Origin of the sequence: Lacrimispora sanguinis, assembly GCF_044987295.1 — a bacterium.
GTDB classification, from domain to species: domain Bacteria; phylum Bacillota; class Clostridia; order Lachnospirales; family Lachnospiraceae; genus Lacrimispora; species Lacrimispora celerecrescens_B.
In genome coordinates, this window is record NZ_CP173277.1 from 3990319 (window position 1) to 4008004 (window position 17686).

At 39.0% G+C, this 17686-nt stretch carries 15 protein-coding genes; all 15 read left to right on the plus strand.

Annotated elements, in window-relative coordinates:
• Positions 1-9 precede the first annotated feature (9 nt).
• A complete protein-coding gene (locus ACHZES_RS18445) occupies positions 10-1548 on the plus strand; it encodes a sensor histidine kinase (RefSeq protein ID WP_395549029.1) in 1539 nt (512 codons plus the stop codon).
• A 94-nt stretch (positions 1549-1642) separates the two neighbouring features.
• Positions 1643-1834, plus strand: a complete 192-nt coding sequence (locus ACHZES_RS18450; protein ID WP_395549028.1) for a YjfB family protein — start codon at positions 1643-1645, stop codon at positions 1832-1834.
• 504 nt (positions 1835-2338) lie between these two features.
• Positions 2339-3157: a flagellin gene (locus ACHZES_RS18455; RefSeq protein WP_395549027.1), complete on the plus strand. Its 819-nt coding sequence runs from the start codon at positions 2339-2341 to the stop codon at positions 3155-3157.
• Positions 3158-3243: 86 nt separating this feature from the next.
• Complete coding sequence (locus ACHZES_RS18460) at positions 3244-4578, plus strand: glycosyltransferase family 2 protein (protein WP_154525449.1); 1335 nt, start codon at positions 3244-3246, stop codon at positions 4576-4578.
• A 21-nt stretch (positions 4579-4599) separates the two neighbouring features.
• A complete protein-coding gene (locus ACHZES_RS18465; RefSeq protein ID WP_395549026.1) occupies positions 4600-5805 on the plus strand; it encodes a sugar phosphate isomerase/epimerase family protein in 1206 nt (401 codons plus the stop codon).
• Positions 5806-5836: 31 nt separating this feature from the next.
• On the plus strand, positions 5837-6778 hold the full coding sequence (locus ACHZES_RS18470) for a sugar phosphate isomerase/epimerase family protein (protein WP_395549025.1): 942 nt from the start codon (positions 5837-5839) through the stop codon (positions 6776-6778).
• A 1-nt stretch (position 6779) separates the two neighbouring features.
• Complete coding sequence (locus ACHZES_RS18475; protein ID WP_395549024.1) at positions 6780-8114, plus strand: Gfo/Idh/MocA family oxidoreductase; 1335 nt, start codon at positions 6780-6782, stop codon at positions 8112-8114.
• 182 nt (positions 8115-8296) lie between these two features.
• Complete coding sequence (locus ACHZES_RS18480; protein ID WP_395549023.1) at positions 8297-9490, plus strand: CDP-glycerol glycerophosphotransferase family protein; 1194 nt, start codon at positions 8297-8299, stop codon at positions 9488-9490.
• An 86-nt stretch (positions 9491-9576) separates the two neighbouring features.
• A complete protein-coding gene (locus ACHZES_RS18485; RefSeq protein ID WP_395549022.1) occupies positions 9577-10464 on the plus strand; it encodes a TylF/MycF/NovP-related O-methyltransferase in 888 nt (295 codons plus the stop codon).
• A gap of 142 nt (positions 10465-10606) precedes the next feature.
• Entirely contained in the window at positions 10607-11773 is a 1167-nt protein-coding gene (locus ACHZES_RS18490) for a glycosyltransferase (RefSeq protein WP_395549021.1), read from the plus strand.
• A 48-nt stretch (positions 11774-11821) separates the two neighbouring features.
• On the plus strand, positions 11822-13180 hold the full coding sequence (locus ACHZES_RS18495) for a glycosyltransferase family 2 protein (RefSeq protein WP_395549020.1): 1359 nt from the start codon (positions 11822-11824) through the stop codon (positions 13178-13180).
• On the plus strand, positions 13173-14627 hold the full coding sequence (locus tag ACHZES_RS18500) for a polysaccharide pyruvyl transferase family protein (protein ID WP_395549019.1): 1455 nt from the start codon (positions 13173-13175) through the stop codon (positions 14625-14627). The genes ACHZES_RS18495 and ACHZES_RS18500 overlap by 8 nt, the downstream gene beginning before the upstream one ends.
• Positions 14617-15618 carry a radical SAM protein gene (locus ACHZES_RS18505; RefSeq protein ID WP_395549018.1) on the plus strand — a complete coding sequence of 334 codons (1002 nt, stop codon included), beginning with the start codon at positions 14617-14619 and terminating at the stop codon, positions 15616-15618. The genes ACHZES_RS18500 and ACHZES_RS18505 overlap by 11 nt, the downstream gene beginning before the upstream one ends.
• 7 nt (positions 15619-15625) lie before the next feature.
• Positions 15626-16423 (plus strand): polysaccharide deacetylase family protein, encoded by a 798-nt coding sequence (locus tag ACHZES_RS18510; RefSeq protein WP_395549017.1) that lies wholly within the window; start codon positions 15626-15628, stop codon positions 16421-16423.
• A gap of 54 nt (positions 16424-16477) precedes the next feature.
• Positions 16478-17683 carry a hypothetical protein gene (locus tag ACHZES_RS18515; RefSeq protein WP_404820257.1) on the plus strand — a complete coding sequence of 402 codons (1206 nt, stop codon included), beginning with the start codon at positions 16478-16480 and terminating at the stop codon, positions 17681-17683.
• The last annotated feature ends 3 nt before the right edge of the window (positions 17684-17686 follow it).

The following is a 17686-nucleotide window of genomic DNA, read 5'->3' on the forward strand; positions in this document are numbered from 1 at the left end:
GGTGAATACATGAAGCAATCCATCAGGGCGCGTTTTGCTATAATTTTTGTATGTTTGATGGCCTTGGTCCTAATTTCTACATGGTTTGTAAATAACTGTTTTCTGGAGAGCTTTTACACCAGCGATAAAGTTCATACTCTGGAGAGAGCCTATACGCAGATCGATAAGTTAGTAGCACAGGCGAATGAGAGCGGGAAAGGGATCATTGATTATTACAAGGATTCCTATGACCCGGATTTTAAAAATGAAGGTCCGGCTCAGAAGCTGTTCCGTACCATGGGAGAAAAATATAATCTGATGGTGGTGTTAATCGACAGCAGCACAGATGAAGCCCTCATGTTCACAAACGGGGATCAGCTGTTTTTGAAGAACAGGGTCGAGGCGTATATATTCGGAAAGAACGTACCGGAAGCCAATATTTTAAAAAAACACGACAATTACATTGTGCAGAAGACATATGACAGGCGTTCGGATTCTAATTATTTGGAAAGCTGGGGGTATTTTTCTGATAATAAAACTATTTTCCTCATATCCGTCCCTCTTGCCAGTATTACGGAAAGTGTGGATCTGGCGAACCGATTTCTAGCTTATGTAGGGGTGGTAGCTCTGCTCATAGGAAGCATAGTTATATATTTTACAACAAAAAGAATTACTTCTCCTATCCTACAGCTTGCCAACTTGTCTGAAAAGATGTCGGCGCTGGACTTTGATGCCAAATACACCGGAAAAGAGGAAGATGAAATCGGAGTACTTGGAAACAGTATGAACCAACTGTCCAACACCTTAAAGGATACCATCGGGCAGTTGCGGGCTGCCAATGAAAAGCTGCAGAATGATATTGATGAAAAGATAAAAATTGATGAAATGCGAAAGGATTTTATCGCCAATGTATCCCACGAATTAAAGACACCCATTGCACTCATCCAAGGATATGCAGAGGGCCTTACGGAGGGAATGGCGGAGGATCCGGACAGCAGAGATTATTACTGTGGGGTCATCATGGATGAGGCAGGTAAAATGAATACCATGGTTCGCCAGCTCCTTAATCTTACTGCCATTGAATTTGGCAATGACAGCATTCAGTTGGAACGCTTTGATCTGACAGAACTGATACGTGGCGTTATTAATTCGGCAGGGATTCTGATCCAACAGAAAGGGGCAGAGGTAAAACTAGAGGATTGCGGTCCGATTTATGTATCTGCTGATGAATTTAAAATAGAAGAAGTCATTACAAACTACTTAAATAATGCGTTGAACCATTTGGAAGGAGAGCGTAAGATCGTATTTACGGCAGAGAAGAATGGAGGGGAAGCCCTTGTAACCGTATTTAACACTGGTCAGAATATACCGGATGAGGACTTGCCAAATATTTGGACCAAGTTTTTTAAAGTGGATAAGGCACATACCAGGGGTTATGGGGGGAGCGGTATTGGCCTTTCCATTGTAAAGGCTATTATGGATTCCCACAATAAGTCATGTGGAGTTCGGAATGTGAAGGGTGGCGTGGAATTTTGGTTTACTTTGGATTGTTGTAAAGAAAATTCGTAGTTTGTTATCTAAGAGAGGAACATTGCCGATATAATAAGAAGAAAGTAGACCAGGAATTACCAAAAGGTCATTCTTTGAAAGGAGAGTGAAAGGAATGGATATTGGTGCAATGAGCATGGAGATGAGTCTTGCAAGAGTACAACAGAGTGCAGGAATCAGCGTTGCAAAGAAAGCTATGGACTCTCAGGAAGTTGCAGCGGAGGGATTACTTAAGATGGCGGAGACGGCGATTCCTAAACATATGCCCAGGAATGGGATTGGGCAGTTTGTGAATACAAGGGCCTAAAAAGAAAGAAGTTAACTATACTCTAATAGTAAGACACAGGGGCAGTTAATTGTGGACGGTAGTAAACCTATTACAGCATATAATTGTCGAAAAGATGGCGCTTTTTATTTTGCTTTGAGGTAAGAGGTGTTTTTTTGGACTTTCTTTATTATGGCAATGAAGACTACTGGCAATAGCCCATCACAACACTGAAGTAACACTGGAAAGCTATAGTATTCAATGAAAAATAGAAATATAATAAAAAAATTAAAAAAAGACTTATCTTTTATTCTCATTAGTACGATAAAGTATGTGAAAGGAAGTTATAAAGAACATATACTTAAATTCATCTGAATTTTATGTTTCGTACGCTTCCAGAAGATACATGTATCAAATATCAGGAATCACTCCTGCGGTCGGTACCCCGCAAGATTCCACAGCAGTATTTTTACTTCCTAATACAGGAAAACACACTAAACAGGGAAAAGGAATTCCCTGAAAACACATTCAAGGAGGAAATTTAATATGAGAATTCAGCACAATATCGCAGCATTAAACTCTCACAGACAGTTAGGAACCAACAATACATCAGTAGGCAAGAACCTTGAGAAATTATCTTCTGGTTACAGAGTTAACCGCGCAGGTGATGACGCTGCAGGTCTGGCTATTTCTGAGAAGATGAGAGCACAGATCACAGGTCTTGAAGTTGCTCAGAAGAATGCTAATGACGGTATCTCTCTGGTTCAGACCGCTGAAGGTGCTTTAACAGAAGTTCATTCCATGTTAAACCGTATGGTTGAGCTGGCTAGCCAGTCTGCTAACGGAATTTATGATACGAAAGACCGTGCCAATCTTCAGGCAGAAGTTAAGGCTTTAAGTTCAGAAATTGACAGAATCGCTACAGAGACTAATTTTAACGGACAGAAGCTGTTGGATGGCTCTGCTGACTATGATCTTCAGATCAGTGATGATGTAGGAGCTACTGGCCAGATCAACGTGAAAATTGGTACTGCAATGAATACTACAGGTCTTGGAATTAATAACGTTGATATCTCAGATCAGACCAAAGCAAAAGCTGCTGTTACAGCTGTTAAATCTGCAATTGAAACCGTATCTACTACACGTGGTAACCTTGGCGCAATCCAGAACCGTCTGGAGCACACTATCAACAACCTTGGTGTAGCTCAGGAGAACATGACAGCTGCTGAAAGCCGTATCCGTGACGTTGACATGGCTAAGGAAATGATGGCATATACAAAGAACAACATTCTTGTTCAGGCATCTCAGGCTATGCTTGCTCAGGCAAATCAGCTTCCTCAGGGAGTATTACAGTTATTAAAATAATCACCAATTATTAAGTATTAACAATACTTCCCTCGGAAGAACATTCTTCCGGGGGAATTTTATCATAAATCAGGAGGAGTTTTAGTATGAAGATTGTGACTCGGCTTTCCCAATGTATGATTGTTAAAAATGAGGAGAAGAATATTCGCCGCGCTTTGAGCTGGGGAAAAGGTATTGTATTTGAGCAAATCGTTGTGGACACCGGCTCTTCCGACAATACTGTTGAGATTGCAAAAGAGATGGGAGCAAAGGTTTTTCATTATGCTTGGAATGATGACTTTTCTGCAGCCAAGAATTTTGCCTTGGAGCAGGCGAAAGGAAACTGGATTGCATTTCTGGATGCGGATGAATATTTTTCTGACGAAGAGACGAAAAATCTCCTGCCCCTATTAAAAAGACTGGATAAAACTCTTTCCCCCACCTTACGGGCCGTTGCAATAAATTGTACAATGGCTAACCTCGATGATTCGGGAGGAGTAATTAACCTGTTTTCTCAATGCCGGATTTTCAGGAACATTCCGGAACTTCGCTTTAAAAACAGGGTACATGAAAGGTTATCCCTGTCTGCTGATATAAAATTAACAACTCTTGATGCATCAGAAGAACTAACAATTTACCATACCGGCTATGCTGAATCTGTCTATGAAGAGACAGGGAAGATAGATCGGAATATTACTCTTTTGAAACGAGAATTAGAAGAAAATCTTTCAAACGGTGATACATGGTCCTATCTGGCAGATTCTTTTTATGCAGCCAATCGGCTTGATGAAGCGGAAGAGGCTTGTTTAAGGGCCATAGAGCGGGAAGCGTCTTCTATTGACAAAAATAGAAAGAGGGAAGACATTACAAAGCTGATTAAGATAAAATATAGAAAGAATTCTGGACAGGAAGAAGATATCGTATCCATTTATCAGGAGGCAAAGGATTACGCAGGTTCCACCCCTGATCTAGAATATTGGACAGGATTGTGGTTTTATCAGCGGGGAGAGATGCAAAAGGCTAGGTATTATCTGGAACAGGCTTTGAATCTGCTTGATCAGAAAAAAGGTGATGGCAAGGTAGCAATGGTGGGGAATCTCGCTGAAATATATCAGATACTTTTTGGAATCTGTAAAGCATACGGTACTCCGTCTGATGTGATCCGATATGGAGTCCTGGCTCTTAGAATGAATCCGTATCTCTTCCCTGTATTACTGGACATGCTGTTGCTTTTGAAACAGGAACCGGGTGAAGAAGAGACTGCTGGTGCTACCTTTGGCTTTTTGTCAAAGTTATATGACCTTTCTTCTTTTAAGAATAAGACTTTTTTATTAAAAGTAGCAGAAAAAGTTCCCTTTCCAGCGTTGGAAAAACAGATTTATCCTTTGATGTCCAAGGAAGAACAGGAAGTTTTTGCTGGAGTTGGTGAAATTTTTGGATAAAATTCAAATAAAGGAAAAAACATGTTGGAAATTGGCGTACAGTCCAGAGGGATTATCAGAGAAAGTGTAATAGAAGAAGGATATAAGAAAATTAAGCAGGCCGGAATCACTTGCGTGGATTACAATATTGTAAGTCCTGAAGACAGCACTGAGAAATTGGATATTAACTATTTTAAAAAACATCGGGAATGCGCGGAAAGGTATGGGCTAAGATTTTCACAAGTTCATGCGCCTATATTCAAGTATGATCTAAACAGACAAGATAAGATGGAATATATTCTGGAGGAAATGAAGAAAAGTATTGCCATATGCAACCTTCTCGGAAGCCCCTATTTGGTAATGCATCCGTTAGAACTGGCATTTGTACTGGGGAGTGCGGATGAGAAAAAAATAAATCTGGAATATTTTGAATCACTGGCAGAAGAAGCCAGACGGCATGATGTAATGATATGCATTGAAAATATGCCTTATCGAAGAGCTGGAAGGGTATGGGAAGGTGCTTGCTCGGAGGCTCGGAAGACAGTGGAATATATTGATATATTGAATAAGAAAGCTGGAGAAGAACGGTTTGGGGCTTGTTTTGACGTAGGACATGCCAATGTGCTTGGGAAAAATCTTAGAGAAGAAGTGAGGGAACTTGGCTCTCATTTAAAAGTACTGCATATTCACGATAATGATGGAGTCACGGATTCTCACCAATTACCGTATAGCTTTTCTGATGCCAGAACCGGGCTTTGTTCTACAGATTGGAGTGGCTTTTTATTAGGACTTAGAGAGATAAGTTTTGAGGGTGTGCTTAGCTTTGAAACTCACCGAAGTTTTACAAGTTTTCCGGGAGTACTGCAAGATTCGCTGCTTCAATTCCTTTACAGAATAGGAGCTAATTTTTCCTATGTCATATGTTTTAATCAACTATTAGATCAGATGGGTTCTAAAAAAAAGATATTGTTTGGAGCAGGCAGAATGTTTGATGTATACATGGGGGAAAATGGAAAAAAACATCCTCCTGTTTTTGCTGTAGATAATAATGCTAGCCTTTGGGGAACTGAAAAGCTGGGGATTCCTATTTGTAATCCGGAAACTATATTGGAGGTTCCAGAAGATGAGAGGATTGTAATTTTATGCAATGCATATTATGAAGAAATAGCTAAACAATTAAATGATATGGGGATCAATCATTACGAATTGACAGAAGAAATAATGAGAATGAACGGCAAACCGATTTAAATGTGGAAAAAAGCATTCAAAGGGAGAATCTATGTTGAAGATAGGAATACAGTCCCGGCTTCTATTCGGGGATAAAGCGGAAGAAAAAGATTTTCACAGGATAAGGGTCGCCGGTTTTGACTGTATCGATTTTAATCTTGACCGTTTTTTGCCTAATAACCTTATTTATCAGGGGAAAATAAATCATTTCTTCGATCAGCCAGAAGAAATGCTATCTGCACATTTTGATGAATACTACCGAATGGCAAAAAGAGAGGGATTGGAGTTTTCTCAGGCGCATGCTCCATATCCTCTGTATGTGTATGGCAGAGAAGAAGACAAGGAATATTTACATATGGTAGTGGAGAAAAGTATTCTTGTCTGTGCTGCACTTCATGCGCCATATCTGGTCGTACATCCTTTTAAATTATCTTATCCTTTGGGAAGAATGGAAGAATATAAGAAAAATATGGCCTTTTTTCAAAGCCTGATTCCTTCATGTAAGAAATATGGTGTAAAAATTTGCCTGGAAAATTTGTATGATGGTTTCGGCGGAAGAATCTGCGAAGGTGTGTGCGCAGATCCTTATCAAGCGGCTGAATATTTGGACAAACTGAATCAAATAGCAGGGGAAGAGTGTTTTGCTTTTTGTTTTGATACAGGCCATGCCAATATTCTGGGTAAAAATATGAAGGAGACGATCCTTACCTTGGGGAACCGAATACAGGCGCTTCACATTCACGATAATGATGGAATCCGTGACTTGCATCAATTGCCGTTTACTTTCACGAAAGAATTGGCTGGTGAAGTGAGTACTGATTGGAACGGTTTCCTATACGGACTGAAAGAAATAGGATTCCGTGGTGTACTGAGCTTTGAGACCTTTGGGGCATTGAAGTGTTTTCCTGAAGAGTTACAGGACAGTGTGCTCAGGCTAGTTGCAGATATTGGAAGGTACTGGACAAAGCGGTTAGAGGAGGGAACAGGGCGATAAAATGAAAAAGGTAATTACATATGGTTCTTTTGACTTATTTCATGAAGGACACTACAAGCTGCTTAAGAGAGCGAAGGCTTTGGGAGATTATTTGATTGTGGGAGTAACCACTGAACAATATGATGAATCCCGGGGAAAATTAAACGTAGTTGATTCCATTATAGATCGGATTGAGAATGTGAAAAAAACTGGATTTGCAGATAAAATCATAGTGGAAGACCACGTGGGGCAAAAAGTGGAGGATATTCATAAATACGGTGTGGATACATTCGCCATTGGCTCAGATTGGACAGGTGAATTTGATTATCTGAAAGATTTTTGTGAAGTAGTGTATCTGGAAAGAACAAAGGAAATATCCAGTACCTTAATAAGAAAACAAAAGTATCCCATTATAAAAATGGGAATCGTGGGAACCGGACGTATTGCAGCGCGATTTATACCTGAAGCGAAGTTTGTCAGCGGTATTGAAGCGGTCAGCGTTTTCAATCCTCGCAGGGAAAGTGCGGAACGGTTTGCTAAGCGTTTCGAGGTTCAGGCAAATTGGGAGAGCTTTGAGGAATTTTTAAATCCGTTAGATGCAGTATATATTGCCTCTTTGCATCAGACACATTATGAATATGCAAAAGCAGCTTTAAGACAGGGAAAGCATGTATTGTGTGAAAAGCCCATGGCCTTATCTAAGGTACAGGCGCAGGAACTGTTTGCAACGGCAAAAACAAACGACTGTTTGCTTCTGGAGGCTATTAAAACAGCGTATTGTCCCGGGTTTAGTCAGCTGCTTGGAGTAGCGAGAAGTGGGATTATCGGGAACATTGTGGATGTGGAAGCATGTTTTACCAGAATTGCGGATACGGATTCCAGGGAAAGTAAGGACCCAAATTACGGCGGCGGTTTTTTAGAATATGGAAACCATACGATGCTTCCTATTTTCAAACTGTTAGGAACGCAATATAAAAGTGTGAGTTTTGACAGTATAAAGAATGAGTTTGGTATTGATTTATATACAAAAGCCTCCTTTTCTTTTGAGAGAGGGCTGGCATTGTCTAAAACCGGTGTTGCTGTAAAATCAGAGGGGCAGTTGATAATTGCAGGAACCAAAGGATATATTCTCGCAGAGTCACCTTGGTGGCTGACAAAATCCTTTGAAGTTCGTTTCGAAGATCCTTACAAGAAGGAACAGTATACTGCCAGATTTTTAGGAGACGGTCTTCGCTATGAATTAAGTGAATTCGTGTCGTTGATTCACAATGGAGAGAGAAAATCCTATAAGTTCACAGAAGAGGAATCCGTTGCTATGGCAGGAGTTGTGGAAAAATTCATGGAGACGAGAAGATGAGGTTATAGTGTTCATCCGGCATGGTACCTTTTAGATAGAGAAGGTACGCTTGCTTCTTTGCATGATAAAGGGATAGAGATAAATATTGGATAGTTACAGTAGGAAAGAAATCGGGCGATTATGCGATATGGGTTTGGCTGGAATTATTAACAATCGACCTGATTTGGGAAGCGAGATAAGAGATGACGGAAGAGAAGTATATAAATAAGAGGAAAAGAAAGGCTTTTTTAACAAGTTTTGCTTATCATTTATTATGGATATTCCCAGTATGTAAGAAAAAGATTGTCTTTACTACTTTTGAGGGGGATGGAGGATATTGCTGTAATCCACGCTATGTTGCGGAAGCATTGCTAAGAAAAGATGAGAACTTTGAACTAGTATGGCTGGTAAATGATATAGAAAAGCAATTTCCTCAAGGAATCAGAAAAATAAAAAATACATTTTGGAATAGAGCATATCATTTAGCAACAGCAAAGGTATGGGTAGACAATAGTAGAAAAGCGTATGGTACAAGAAAAAGAAAAAGTCAGTTATACATACAAGTCTGGCATGCGGCAATCGGATTTAAACCTTTAGGCTTATTTAGAGGAAATCTGTTTCCTAAGATGGCATATTTGGTTAGTGAGCATGATTCAAAACTTGCGGATTATGTAATATCCAATTCAGAGTGGTGTACAAAACTGATTCCGGATCAACTTATCTATACCGGAAGAATCATAAAGACAGGTTCTCCTCGCTGTGATATATTCCTTACAAGGCGGGAAGAGGTATATAGAGAGCTACGTAAACGGTATGAGATTCCACAGGATGCTAGGATTGCCCTATTTGCTCCTACCTTTAGGGGGGGGAGCCAAAAAGGAAATCGGCAGGTATTTGTAGAAGAACCTACTCTCGATTTTGCCCGAATGATAAATGTGATGGAACAGAAATTTGGTGGTACATGGTTTGTATTCCTGCGGCTGCATCCGCAGTTGGCTGCACAGCTTGAGCAGTTTCCTTTAAAAAATGCAATTGCAAATATGATAGATGTAAGCCAAGCCGATGATATGAATGAATTGGCTGCGGCATCAGATGTACTAATAACGGACTATTCCAGTTCGGTGTTTGATGTTATCAATATGTATATGCCGGTTTTCATTTATGCTGATGATCTGGAGGAGTATGTAAGAGAACGGGGACAGCTGATGTGGGATATGTACTCCTTACCGTTTTCGGTGGCCAGAGATAATAATGAATTGGTTAAGAATATAGCAAGTTTTGATGCTGATGAGTATAAAAAAAGAGTTGATGATTTTTCGAAGGAGAACGAGGTACTGGAAGACGGACGTGCCAGTGAGAGAGTTGTGGGAGTGATTGAGAGGTTTATGGGGAAATAGGACAAATATGAAACAGGAGCTTTTTGGGTAATTATAATATCTTAGTAGTTCCTAAAATAACTATGAAGTGAAAGTAGGTTACACTTATGAAGGAAATTATATTTGGAGCAGGGGAAATGGGCGAAAAATATCTAATGGAATGTAAAGATGATACGCAGATTGTTGCTTTTGTCGATAACAATCCTCGAAAGTGGGGAGAACGAATATTGGAGTATCCTATAATGAAACCAGAAGCCCTTCTGCAAGAGGATTATGATAGAGTTGTAATCGCAATCAATGATATGATAACAGGCGGATGTAATATGATAACCGACATATTGACACAACTATATCACATGAATATCTCAATGTCAAAAATAGTATTGTCTGACTGTATACATTACCCGGGGGATCGCAGAATAAATTTTTTACAAAAATTGGCAAATATACTTTTGGAAAGTGGAGTAAATGGGGCGATAGCCGAGTGCGGTGTGTATCGTGGACATTTTGGTGGTCACATGAACGAGTGTTTTCCAGAGAAGATACTGTATCTATTTGATACTTTTGATGGGTTTGATGAACGTGATGTGAAACTGGAAGTGCATCCTGAAAGCCTGGCATGGTATAAAGATGAATCTAATCCATGGAAAGCACATAGTAATGCCGAGATTGCATTGCTGCGTTGTCCACATAGGGAAAAAGTCATCGTTAAAAAAGGGTATGTTCCTGAAACTTTTTCTGGGTTGGAAAACGAACGTTTTGCTTTCGTTAATTTGGACATGGATTTATATGCCCCGATGTTAGCAGCATTGAGATTCTTTGCTCCGCGATTAGAGACGGGTGGTGTGATTCTTTTGCATGATTATTATTATCCTTCTCTCCATGGTGTAAAGCAAGCTGTGGACGAGTTTGCACAAGAGTGGCAGTTTACGATAATGCCTATTGGGGATGACTGTTCTATTGCACTGATTCCGGATAGTCCCATTCTGAGGTGAATCAAATAATATTCAGGCAACATAAGATAGCAGGTTTTATTGGAGAAAGTGCCGAGCTTTCATGCGGTAGACAGGGAAAACAACTGTTGCAAGATAACTATGGAAGGAAAGTATGATTATAATTATTAATCATGTATAAAATATGAGATATAAGGAAAATCCATTAATCAGTGTCATTATCCCCATTTATAATGTAGAAGAGTATTTAAGGGAGTGTTTAAATTCTATTATTAATCAAACATATAGGAATTTGGAAATAATTCTTGTTAATGATGGTTCAACTGACGATTCTCCTTCTATATGTGATGAATATGTAAGTATGGATAATCGAATAAGAGTAATTCATCAGAACAATAAGGGATTGGTTGGTGCTAGAAAATCAGGAATTTCTGTTGCAACAGGTGATATAGCAACTTTTGTGGATTCAGATGATTGGATAGATTTGAATATGTATGAAGTTATGGTTGAGAAAATGATTGAATCAGAGGCCGATATTGTAACTTCTGGACTGATACGGGAATATGGGAGACATTTCATTAATGATGTAGAAACGATAAAACCCGGAGTTTATTCAGGAGATAAATTAGAAAAGGTTATTAAAAGTAATTTAATAGATGAGGGAAAATTTTTTAGAAGCAATGTTTCTATGCACATTTATAATAAATTATTTGAAAGAGAATTATTGCTAAAAAATGAACTATTAATTATCGATGATATTAGTGTTGGAGAAGATGCAGCCTGTGTATATCCGTGTATATTAGATGCCAATAAGATAGCTGTTATAGACCGCTGCTTTTATCACTATAGGATAAGAAATAATTCGATTATGGGACAAACCAATGATGCGGACCTTATAAGTATTAAAAAATTATATCAATATTTATATCAGAGATTTAATAATTACTCCAATAAGCTAAAGTTGGAAAATCAATTACGTTTGTTAATAGTATTTTTCGTTATATTGGCATCTCCGCATCAGCTAATGAATGGTGAGAAAGAGTATTTTTACTATTATCCTCAAGTTAAAAAGGGGTCACGTATTATAATATATGGTGCTGGACGAGCAGGGAAAGCAGTAATGCAAATGTTAAAGGATAGCAAAGACTATAAGATCGTAGGGTGGCTAGATAAAAATAATTTAGAATGTGATTTTAATCAATTAGAATATGATTACATAATTATAGCTGCATATACATATTCTGCGCATGAAGATATATATAAGGATTTAATTAATAAGGGTGTTTCCAAAAGTAAAATTGCCGATTTGGATTTGAGTGAAATTTTAGATATTGATGAAATTTTTTTCTGACAGAAATATTGAATGAAGTGTTATTTGTCCATAGGAGGTTTCGATGTTATGCTAGGAAAGGTCAGCATGGTCATTCCATGTTATAATAAAGAACATTATATCGGCGATATGCTGAAATCTGTACTAGCACAGAAGTGGAATCATCTCGAAGTGATTCTTATCAATGATGGCAGTTCGGATGGCACTCGAAAGGTTATTGAACAGTGTATGCCGAAATTCTTAGCCAGAGGTTTTGAGATTGTTTTGATAGATCAGGAAAATCAAGGGGTGGCGTCAGCTATCAAAAACGGACTAATTCGAGTAACAGGAGAATATGTGTGTTTTCCCGATTGTGATGATCTGTTACATCTTGAATATGTATCGGCTTTGGTGGAGGCGTTGGAACGATTTCCAGAAGTTGACTGTGCTGTGTGCGATGATATGAGGAATCGCTGGAATCTTGGTTTTCCCCTTTTGGAAAAAGTAAGGGAGGAAAAAGGTTTATTACAGAATACAGAAGCTTTAATCCCTGAATGGATTTTGGGTAAAATCATGCCTAGTGTTTGTGTAATGATGATTCGTTCTTCTGTGATAAAAGAAGTGAACATGGTGGAACATTTTATCACAAACATCTGTACAACACAGGAGCCGCAAATCTGGTTGCCACTCTTGGCAGCGGGTAAAGTTATTTATCATATAGATCGACCGTTGTATAAGAGTATTGCACGTACTGGATCCATTACAACTTCTCAGACGACGGTGGAGAAGATTTATTATTATGCGGAAGCAAAAAGAAGGTTGATTCAGGCTACCTTGAAAAACAATGTGATTTCTGATATAAAACTGGAATATTATTGCAAACTGGCTGATCTCGCTTTTTTTGACTTGGTAGCACGGCGGTTAATCCAGACTAGAAGAGGGATACATTTGCAAGAGGAAAATGAGAAAGCATTTGTCACCACAGTAAATCATACAGGATTACTGTCCGATCCATTGGCTGTATCTTCTGCTGAACGTACAGGGTTTCGTATTACATATCGAGCTGTAAGTAATTATTTGTTGGGGTATGTGCCGGAAGAGAAAGGGACGTTGGATGCAATCTCTAATACCCAAGGGCGGTTGATTGCCTATGGAGCAGGAAATGTGGCGAAGCAGATACTTCCTACCTTTCTGCAATGCTATATCATACCTTCTTTTATATGGGACCAAAAAGCCGAGGAGGGAGATCAGTTGCTAGGAATCCCCCTTGAAGTACCCGATTACGTTTCCCTTTCAAAGGATGATACAATCATCCTTCTTCTAAATGGGAATCGAGATGTAGAGGAAGAATTAAAAAAATATGATACAGAGGTCATCTATTATGAGGAAGTGCTGGATGCATTGGCCATCAAGCATTTTCCGGAATTGGCTGTGGTGAAATATGATTAGAATGGAAGTAGGGCATTATGGAGAATATACGGCTTTCCTCTCGCCCCAGGGTTCATTTGATAAATTTGAATTTCCCCAATTTGTACAAGCTACAGCGGAGAGTGGAGCAGGCATTGCATTCTGTGGAGCGATACGGATGTTGCCGGATGGCTCTTTAAATAGGCCATATTTTACAGATGAAAATCTGTATCTTTCAGGGGAAGAAGCATATGAGCTCATGCAACGGGAGCGGTGGATTCCTCCACGATTTTTTGGAATGTTGGTTCGGAATGATTATTACGGGGACATAGATGCTGGAGAGAAAACGGAGGAGGATCGAGTGTTACAACTCGTTCGGAGTGTGGAAAAAGTGTTTGTTTACGGTGGTTACGCAACTTATTTAGACAGTAGATATGATATCACAAGTATCCACTGTGAAGAACCGTTATGGCTTTCCGAAAATTTAACGAAAGCCGTATTCAGGAAGCCATTTGTACAGTTGCCGCCATCAGGCAGCCGCCCACGGGTATGGATTCTTGGAACTCCGGAACACGGCAACCTTGGGGATCATGCAATCGTATATGCAATGCATCAGTTTGTAGCCCGTTCATTACCGGGTATGGACATTGTTGAAATTAGTGAAAGACAGTTAGAGGAACAAATTGATGAATTACGTTCGGCGGTATTACCGAAGGAACTTATCTTACTAGTAGGTGGTGGCAACTTAGGAGATTTATATTTAGGGCCTGAACGAGCAAGGAGAATCGCAATTGAAAACTTTCCTGACAATCGCATGATTCTGTTTCCCCAGTCTGTTTATTTTCAGAATCTGGAATCTATAAAAGAGACTGAGAGATTGTTGGCTTCGCATTCGAACCTAACGCTCTGTGCAAGGGAGCGATTTTCCTTTGATCAGATGAAAGATTATTTTCCTTATAATCATATCCTGCTGATGCCGGATATTGTGCTGTCTATTAATTTGAAAGCAAGTGCGAAGAAGCGTAAAGGAGCAATGTTTCTTATTCGTTTGGACAGGGAAAGTATCCTTTCCCAAGAAGATTTATACGAACTAAGAGCACAGATTTCTAAACGATTTGAAACGATTACCTTTGGAGATACGATAGTCCGGCATTCGTGCTGGGACAGCGAAGAGGAACTGGATAAAAAGTTGGAACAAATAAGGGAGGCAGAACTTGTAATAACTGATAGGCTGCATGGAGCAATTTTTGCGGCGATTACTGGTACGTCGTGTGTTCTCCTGCCCAATCATTATCATAAAGTCCAGGGTATATTTGAATGGCTCAAGCGACTACCATATTTGCGGTTCTGCCGAGAACTTTCGCAATTTGGTACGATGGTGGACGAGTTGCTTACAATGTCTTTTCCTCAATTTAATTGTAACTCATATGCTCGTGAGTTTGTGGAACTGGAATCTCTATTGAAAGGAAGTAATATAAATGTTAGCTAAATGTCATGTTGATTTGGGAATCCCCTTCCATGAATGCAATTTGAATTGTCATTACTGTTATGTAGGTCAGCGAGGAGATAAAGTAGGGCGAGGACATACCTCCGAAACAGAGTTGAGGTATCCCATTCCTCATATGGTGAAGGCATTATCTGTAGATCGTCTTGGAGGGAAAAGTATTATTAATCTATGTGCTTCAGGAGAGACACTGTTGCCTCCATATATATTGGAGCTGATTCAAGGGCTTCTAATGGAAGGGCATTATATAACAGTTGTGACGAATGCTACGCTTACAGAACGTTTTAGGGAAATTGCACTTATGGATGAGATGCTGCTGGAAAGACTATTTTTCAAATGCTCCTTTCATTTCTTAGAGCTAAAGAGAAAAAATTTAATGGATACGTTCTTTCGGAATTTAAAGAGTATCCGTGAGATGGGAGCTTCCTTCACTGTGGAACTTTGTGCTTCCGACGAGTTGGAACCGTATATTGATGAAATCAAGGAAATCTGTATGAGAGAGGTCGGTGCATATCCCCATGTGGTAATACCCCGAACCGATGACACAAAAGAGTTATTGTCAAAACACACTCTTGCCCAGTTCAAAGATATCTGGAAAGTATTCGATTCCACCTTATTTGACTTTAAAGCAAAATATTGGGGCGAAAAGCGGACAGAGTTCTGTCGGGCTGGAGAATATGAGTTCCTTGTGAACGGGGGAAATGGTAATTACTCAAAATGTTATAAACAAGGTGTGACACAAAATCTATTTGAAGATTTATCGAAACCGATCTTGTTTGAACCAGTCGGTTTCGAGTGTAAGATGACCCATTGCTTCAACGCTCATATTTTTTTGGGATTCGGTTGCATCGGTGAAATCCATGATGCAACTTATAAAGAAATGCGTGATCGAATTGATGTCAATACTGGAAAGCATTGGCTGAATCCCACCATGCGTGAAGTGTTTAACCATTTTTTTAGTGAATATGGAGGATAAACTACGAATGATACGTTTTGATCGGTTTCCAGAAGGAAAAACCCATGCGTTGGCATTTAGCTTTGACGATGGGCGAATCGAGGATGTTCGACTAGCTAAAATGTTTGAGCGCCATTCACTAAAGGCAACATTTCATCTTAATTCAGGGAGACTGGATAGGGAAGGATATCTTTCAAAGAGTCAAGCTATCCAGTTGTCCAGAACTCATGAATTAGCTTTACATAGTGAAAATCACGCCAGACTGGTTAACTGTCCTTCCTCGGCTATCGTACAGGAAGTTCTTAGGGACAGACTCTTTCTAGAAGAGAAAACGGGAGAGGTTCTTCAAGGTTTTTCTTATCCATATGGTGATGTAAATGGGGACATCCATAGCTCGGTTTCATCTTGTGGAATTAAATATTCAAGAACGACAAACAGTACTCATTGTTTCGGACTACCCGATGATTTTCTGTTGTGGCATCCTACATGCCATATGTATGAGATGCCTCAAGATGTGCCGCGGTTTTTGGAAAAACTGCCCAGATTAGGACAAGCCCCGCTATTTCTAATTTGGGGGCATTCATATGAATTAGAAAGAGATAACCGTTGGGACGAGGTTGAAACATTTTTCCGTGGAGTTGCAGGTCGAGAGGATATATGGTATGCAACTTGTGGAGATATCTACTCTTATATACAGGCGGTACACAGGCTTCGTGTCTCTGCCGATGAGACGATGGTGGTGAACCCAAGCTTTCAGTCTGTTTGGATATCCTATGATAAAAATCCCTTGGAAATACATGGCGGAGAATTTGTAAAGATGAGGTGAGTTTATGAAATAATAAAAAGTGTAGAGAGTTATGAGATTGCAAAAGGAGATAATATGGAACTAAAGAAAATACTTAATGCATATTTCAGCGAAACGCAGCATGAAGACTCAGAAATAATATGGGTTATATTTGGAGCGGGAAAAAGAGGACAGCGTTTATTATATATGCTTAAAAATAATAATATAGAAGTTAAGTGTTTCTGTGATAATGATATTAAAAAACAAGGAAGTTTTATTTGTGACATTCCAGTTGTAGGTATTGAACAACTTATAGAAAATAAAGACAACTACCATATATTAGTTTCTCCGTATAAGGGTTGGGAAATTGCAACAAGTTTAGAGGAAAAAGGTTTCATATATGTTTTAACACCTGATGTCGTGGAATTGATTGTATATTGGGAAAATATGAGGTGTTCTGCAGATAAATTAAATTTTTTTCCATATGGACATTTTTATTCCCTATATCCAGACTTAGAGGAGATAAAAAATAAAGAAGAATTAATATTTTTCAAGGAGAAAGACATAAGGGATATAGATTTTAATGAAGAGACCCAGATTGAAATACTATATAAAATGAGTCTTCTCTATAATTCTATACCTCAATGGGAAGATATCACAGCATCTGCGGGTACAAGTATGCTGCGCTATAGGTATAATAACCCGAATCTAAGTCCAGGAGACACAATTGGTTTGCACTGTATGTTACGTATTTTAGCTCCCAAGAGAGTCATTGAGGTTGGATCAGGATATACTTCTGCAGTTATGCTTGATACGAACGAATTTTATTTAAACAATCAAGTTAAATTTAAATTCATTGAACCCTATCCGAGTTTATTAAAAACATTGTTAAAGCCAAATGATGAGATTGAATTACTGCCAGTGGGATTACAGGATGTTTCGCTCAGTGTATTTGAAGAATTGGAAGAAGGAGATATCTTATTTATTGATTCAACGCATGTGTCTAAAGTTGGGTCAGACGTTAATTATTTATTTTTTGATATATTTCCAAGACTTGCCCATGGTGTTTATATACACTTGCATGATATTTTTTACCCATTTGAATATCCCAAGGAATGGATTTTTAGTGGAAAGATATGGAATGAACTATATCTATTAAGAGCATTCTTGCAAAATAATAATAATTATAAAATTTTGTTTTTTCAAAATATGATGGAAAAAAGACATAAGGATAGGTTTTTGGAAGGTTGGCCGCTAGATGCCCCTATTCATGGGGGAAGTATTTGGTTACAAAAGAAGTAATAA

What these genes read in the sequence shown, in the direction of transcription:
- ACHZES_RS18445 (WP_395549029.1), top strand. Translation starts at nt 10, where the DNA reads ATGAAGCAATCCATCAGGGCGCGTTTTGCTATAATTTTTGTATGTTTG.
- ACHZES_RS18450 (WP_395549028.1), top strand. Translation starts at nt 1,643, where the DNA reads ATGGATATTGGTGCAATGAGCATGGAGATGAGTCTTGCAAGAGTACAA.
- ACHZES_RS18455 (WP_395549027.1), top strand. Translation starts at nt 2,339, where the DNA reads ATGAGAATTCAGCACAATATCGCAGCATTAAACTCTCACAGACAGTTA.
- ACHZES_RS18460 (WP_154525449.1), top strand. Translation starts at nt 3,244, where the DNA reads ATGAAGATTGTGACTCGGCTTTCCCAATGTATGATTGTTAAAAATGAG.
- ACHZES_RS18465 (WP_395549026.1), top strand. Translation starts at nt 4,600, where the DNA reads ATGTTGGAAATTGGCGTACAGTCCAGAGGGATTATCAGAGAAAGTGTA.
- ACHZES_RS18470 (WP_395549025.1), top strand. Translation starts at nt 5,837, where the DNA reads ATGTTGAAGATAGGAATACAGTCCCGGCTTCTATTCGGGGATAAAGCG.
- ACHZES_RS18475 (WP_395549024.1), top strand. Translation starts at nt 6,780, where the DNA reads ATGAAAAAGGTAATTACATATGGTTCTTTTGACTTATTTCATGAAGGA.
- ACHZES_RS18480 (WP_395549023.1), top strand. Translation starts at nt 8,297, where the DNA reads ATGACGGAAGAGAAGTATATAAATAAGAGGAAAAGAAAGGCTTTTTTA.
- ACHZES_RS18485 (WP_395549022.1), top strand. Translation starts at nt 9,577, where the DNA reads ATGAAGGAAATTATATTTGGAGCAGGGGAAATGGGCGAAAAATATCTA.
- ACHZES_RS18490 (WP_395549021.1), top strand. Translation starts at nt 10,607, where the DNA reads ATGAGATATAAGGAAAATCCATTAATCAGTGTCATTATCCCCATTTAT.
- ACHZES_RS18495 (WP_395549020.1), top strand. Translation starts at nt 11,822, where the DNA reads ATGCTAGGAAAGGTCAGCATGGTCATTCCATGTTATAATAAAGAACAT.
- ACHZES_RS18500 (WP_395549019.1), top strand. Translation starts at nt 13,173, where the DNA reads ATGATTAGAATGGAAGTAGGGCATTATGGAGAATATACGGCTTTCCTC.
- ACHZES_RS18505 (WP_395549018.1), top strand. Translation starts at nt 14,617, where the DNA reads ATGTTAGCTAAATGTCATGTTGATTTGGGAATCCCCTTCCATGAATGC.
- ACHZES_RS18510 (WP_395549017.1), top strand. Translation starts at nt 15,626, where the DNA reads ATGATACGTTTTGATCGGTTTCCAGAAGGAAAAACCCATGCGTTGGCA.
- ACHZES_RS18515 (WP_404820257.1), top strand. Translation starts at nt 16,478, where the DNA reads ATGGAACTAAAGAAAATACTTAATGCATATTTCAGCGAAACGCAGCAT.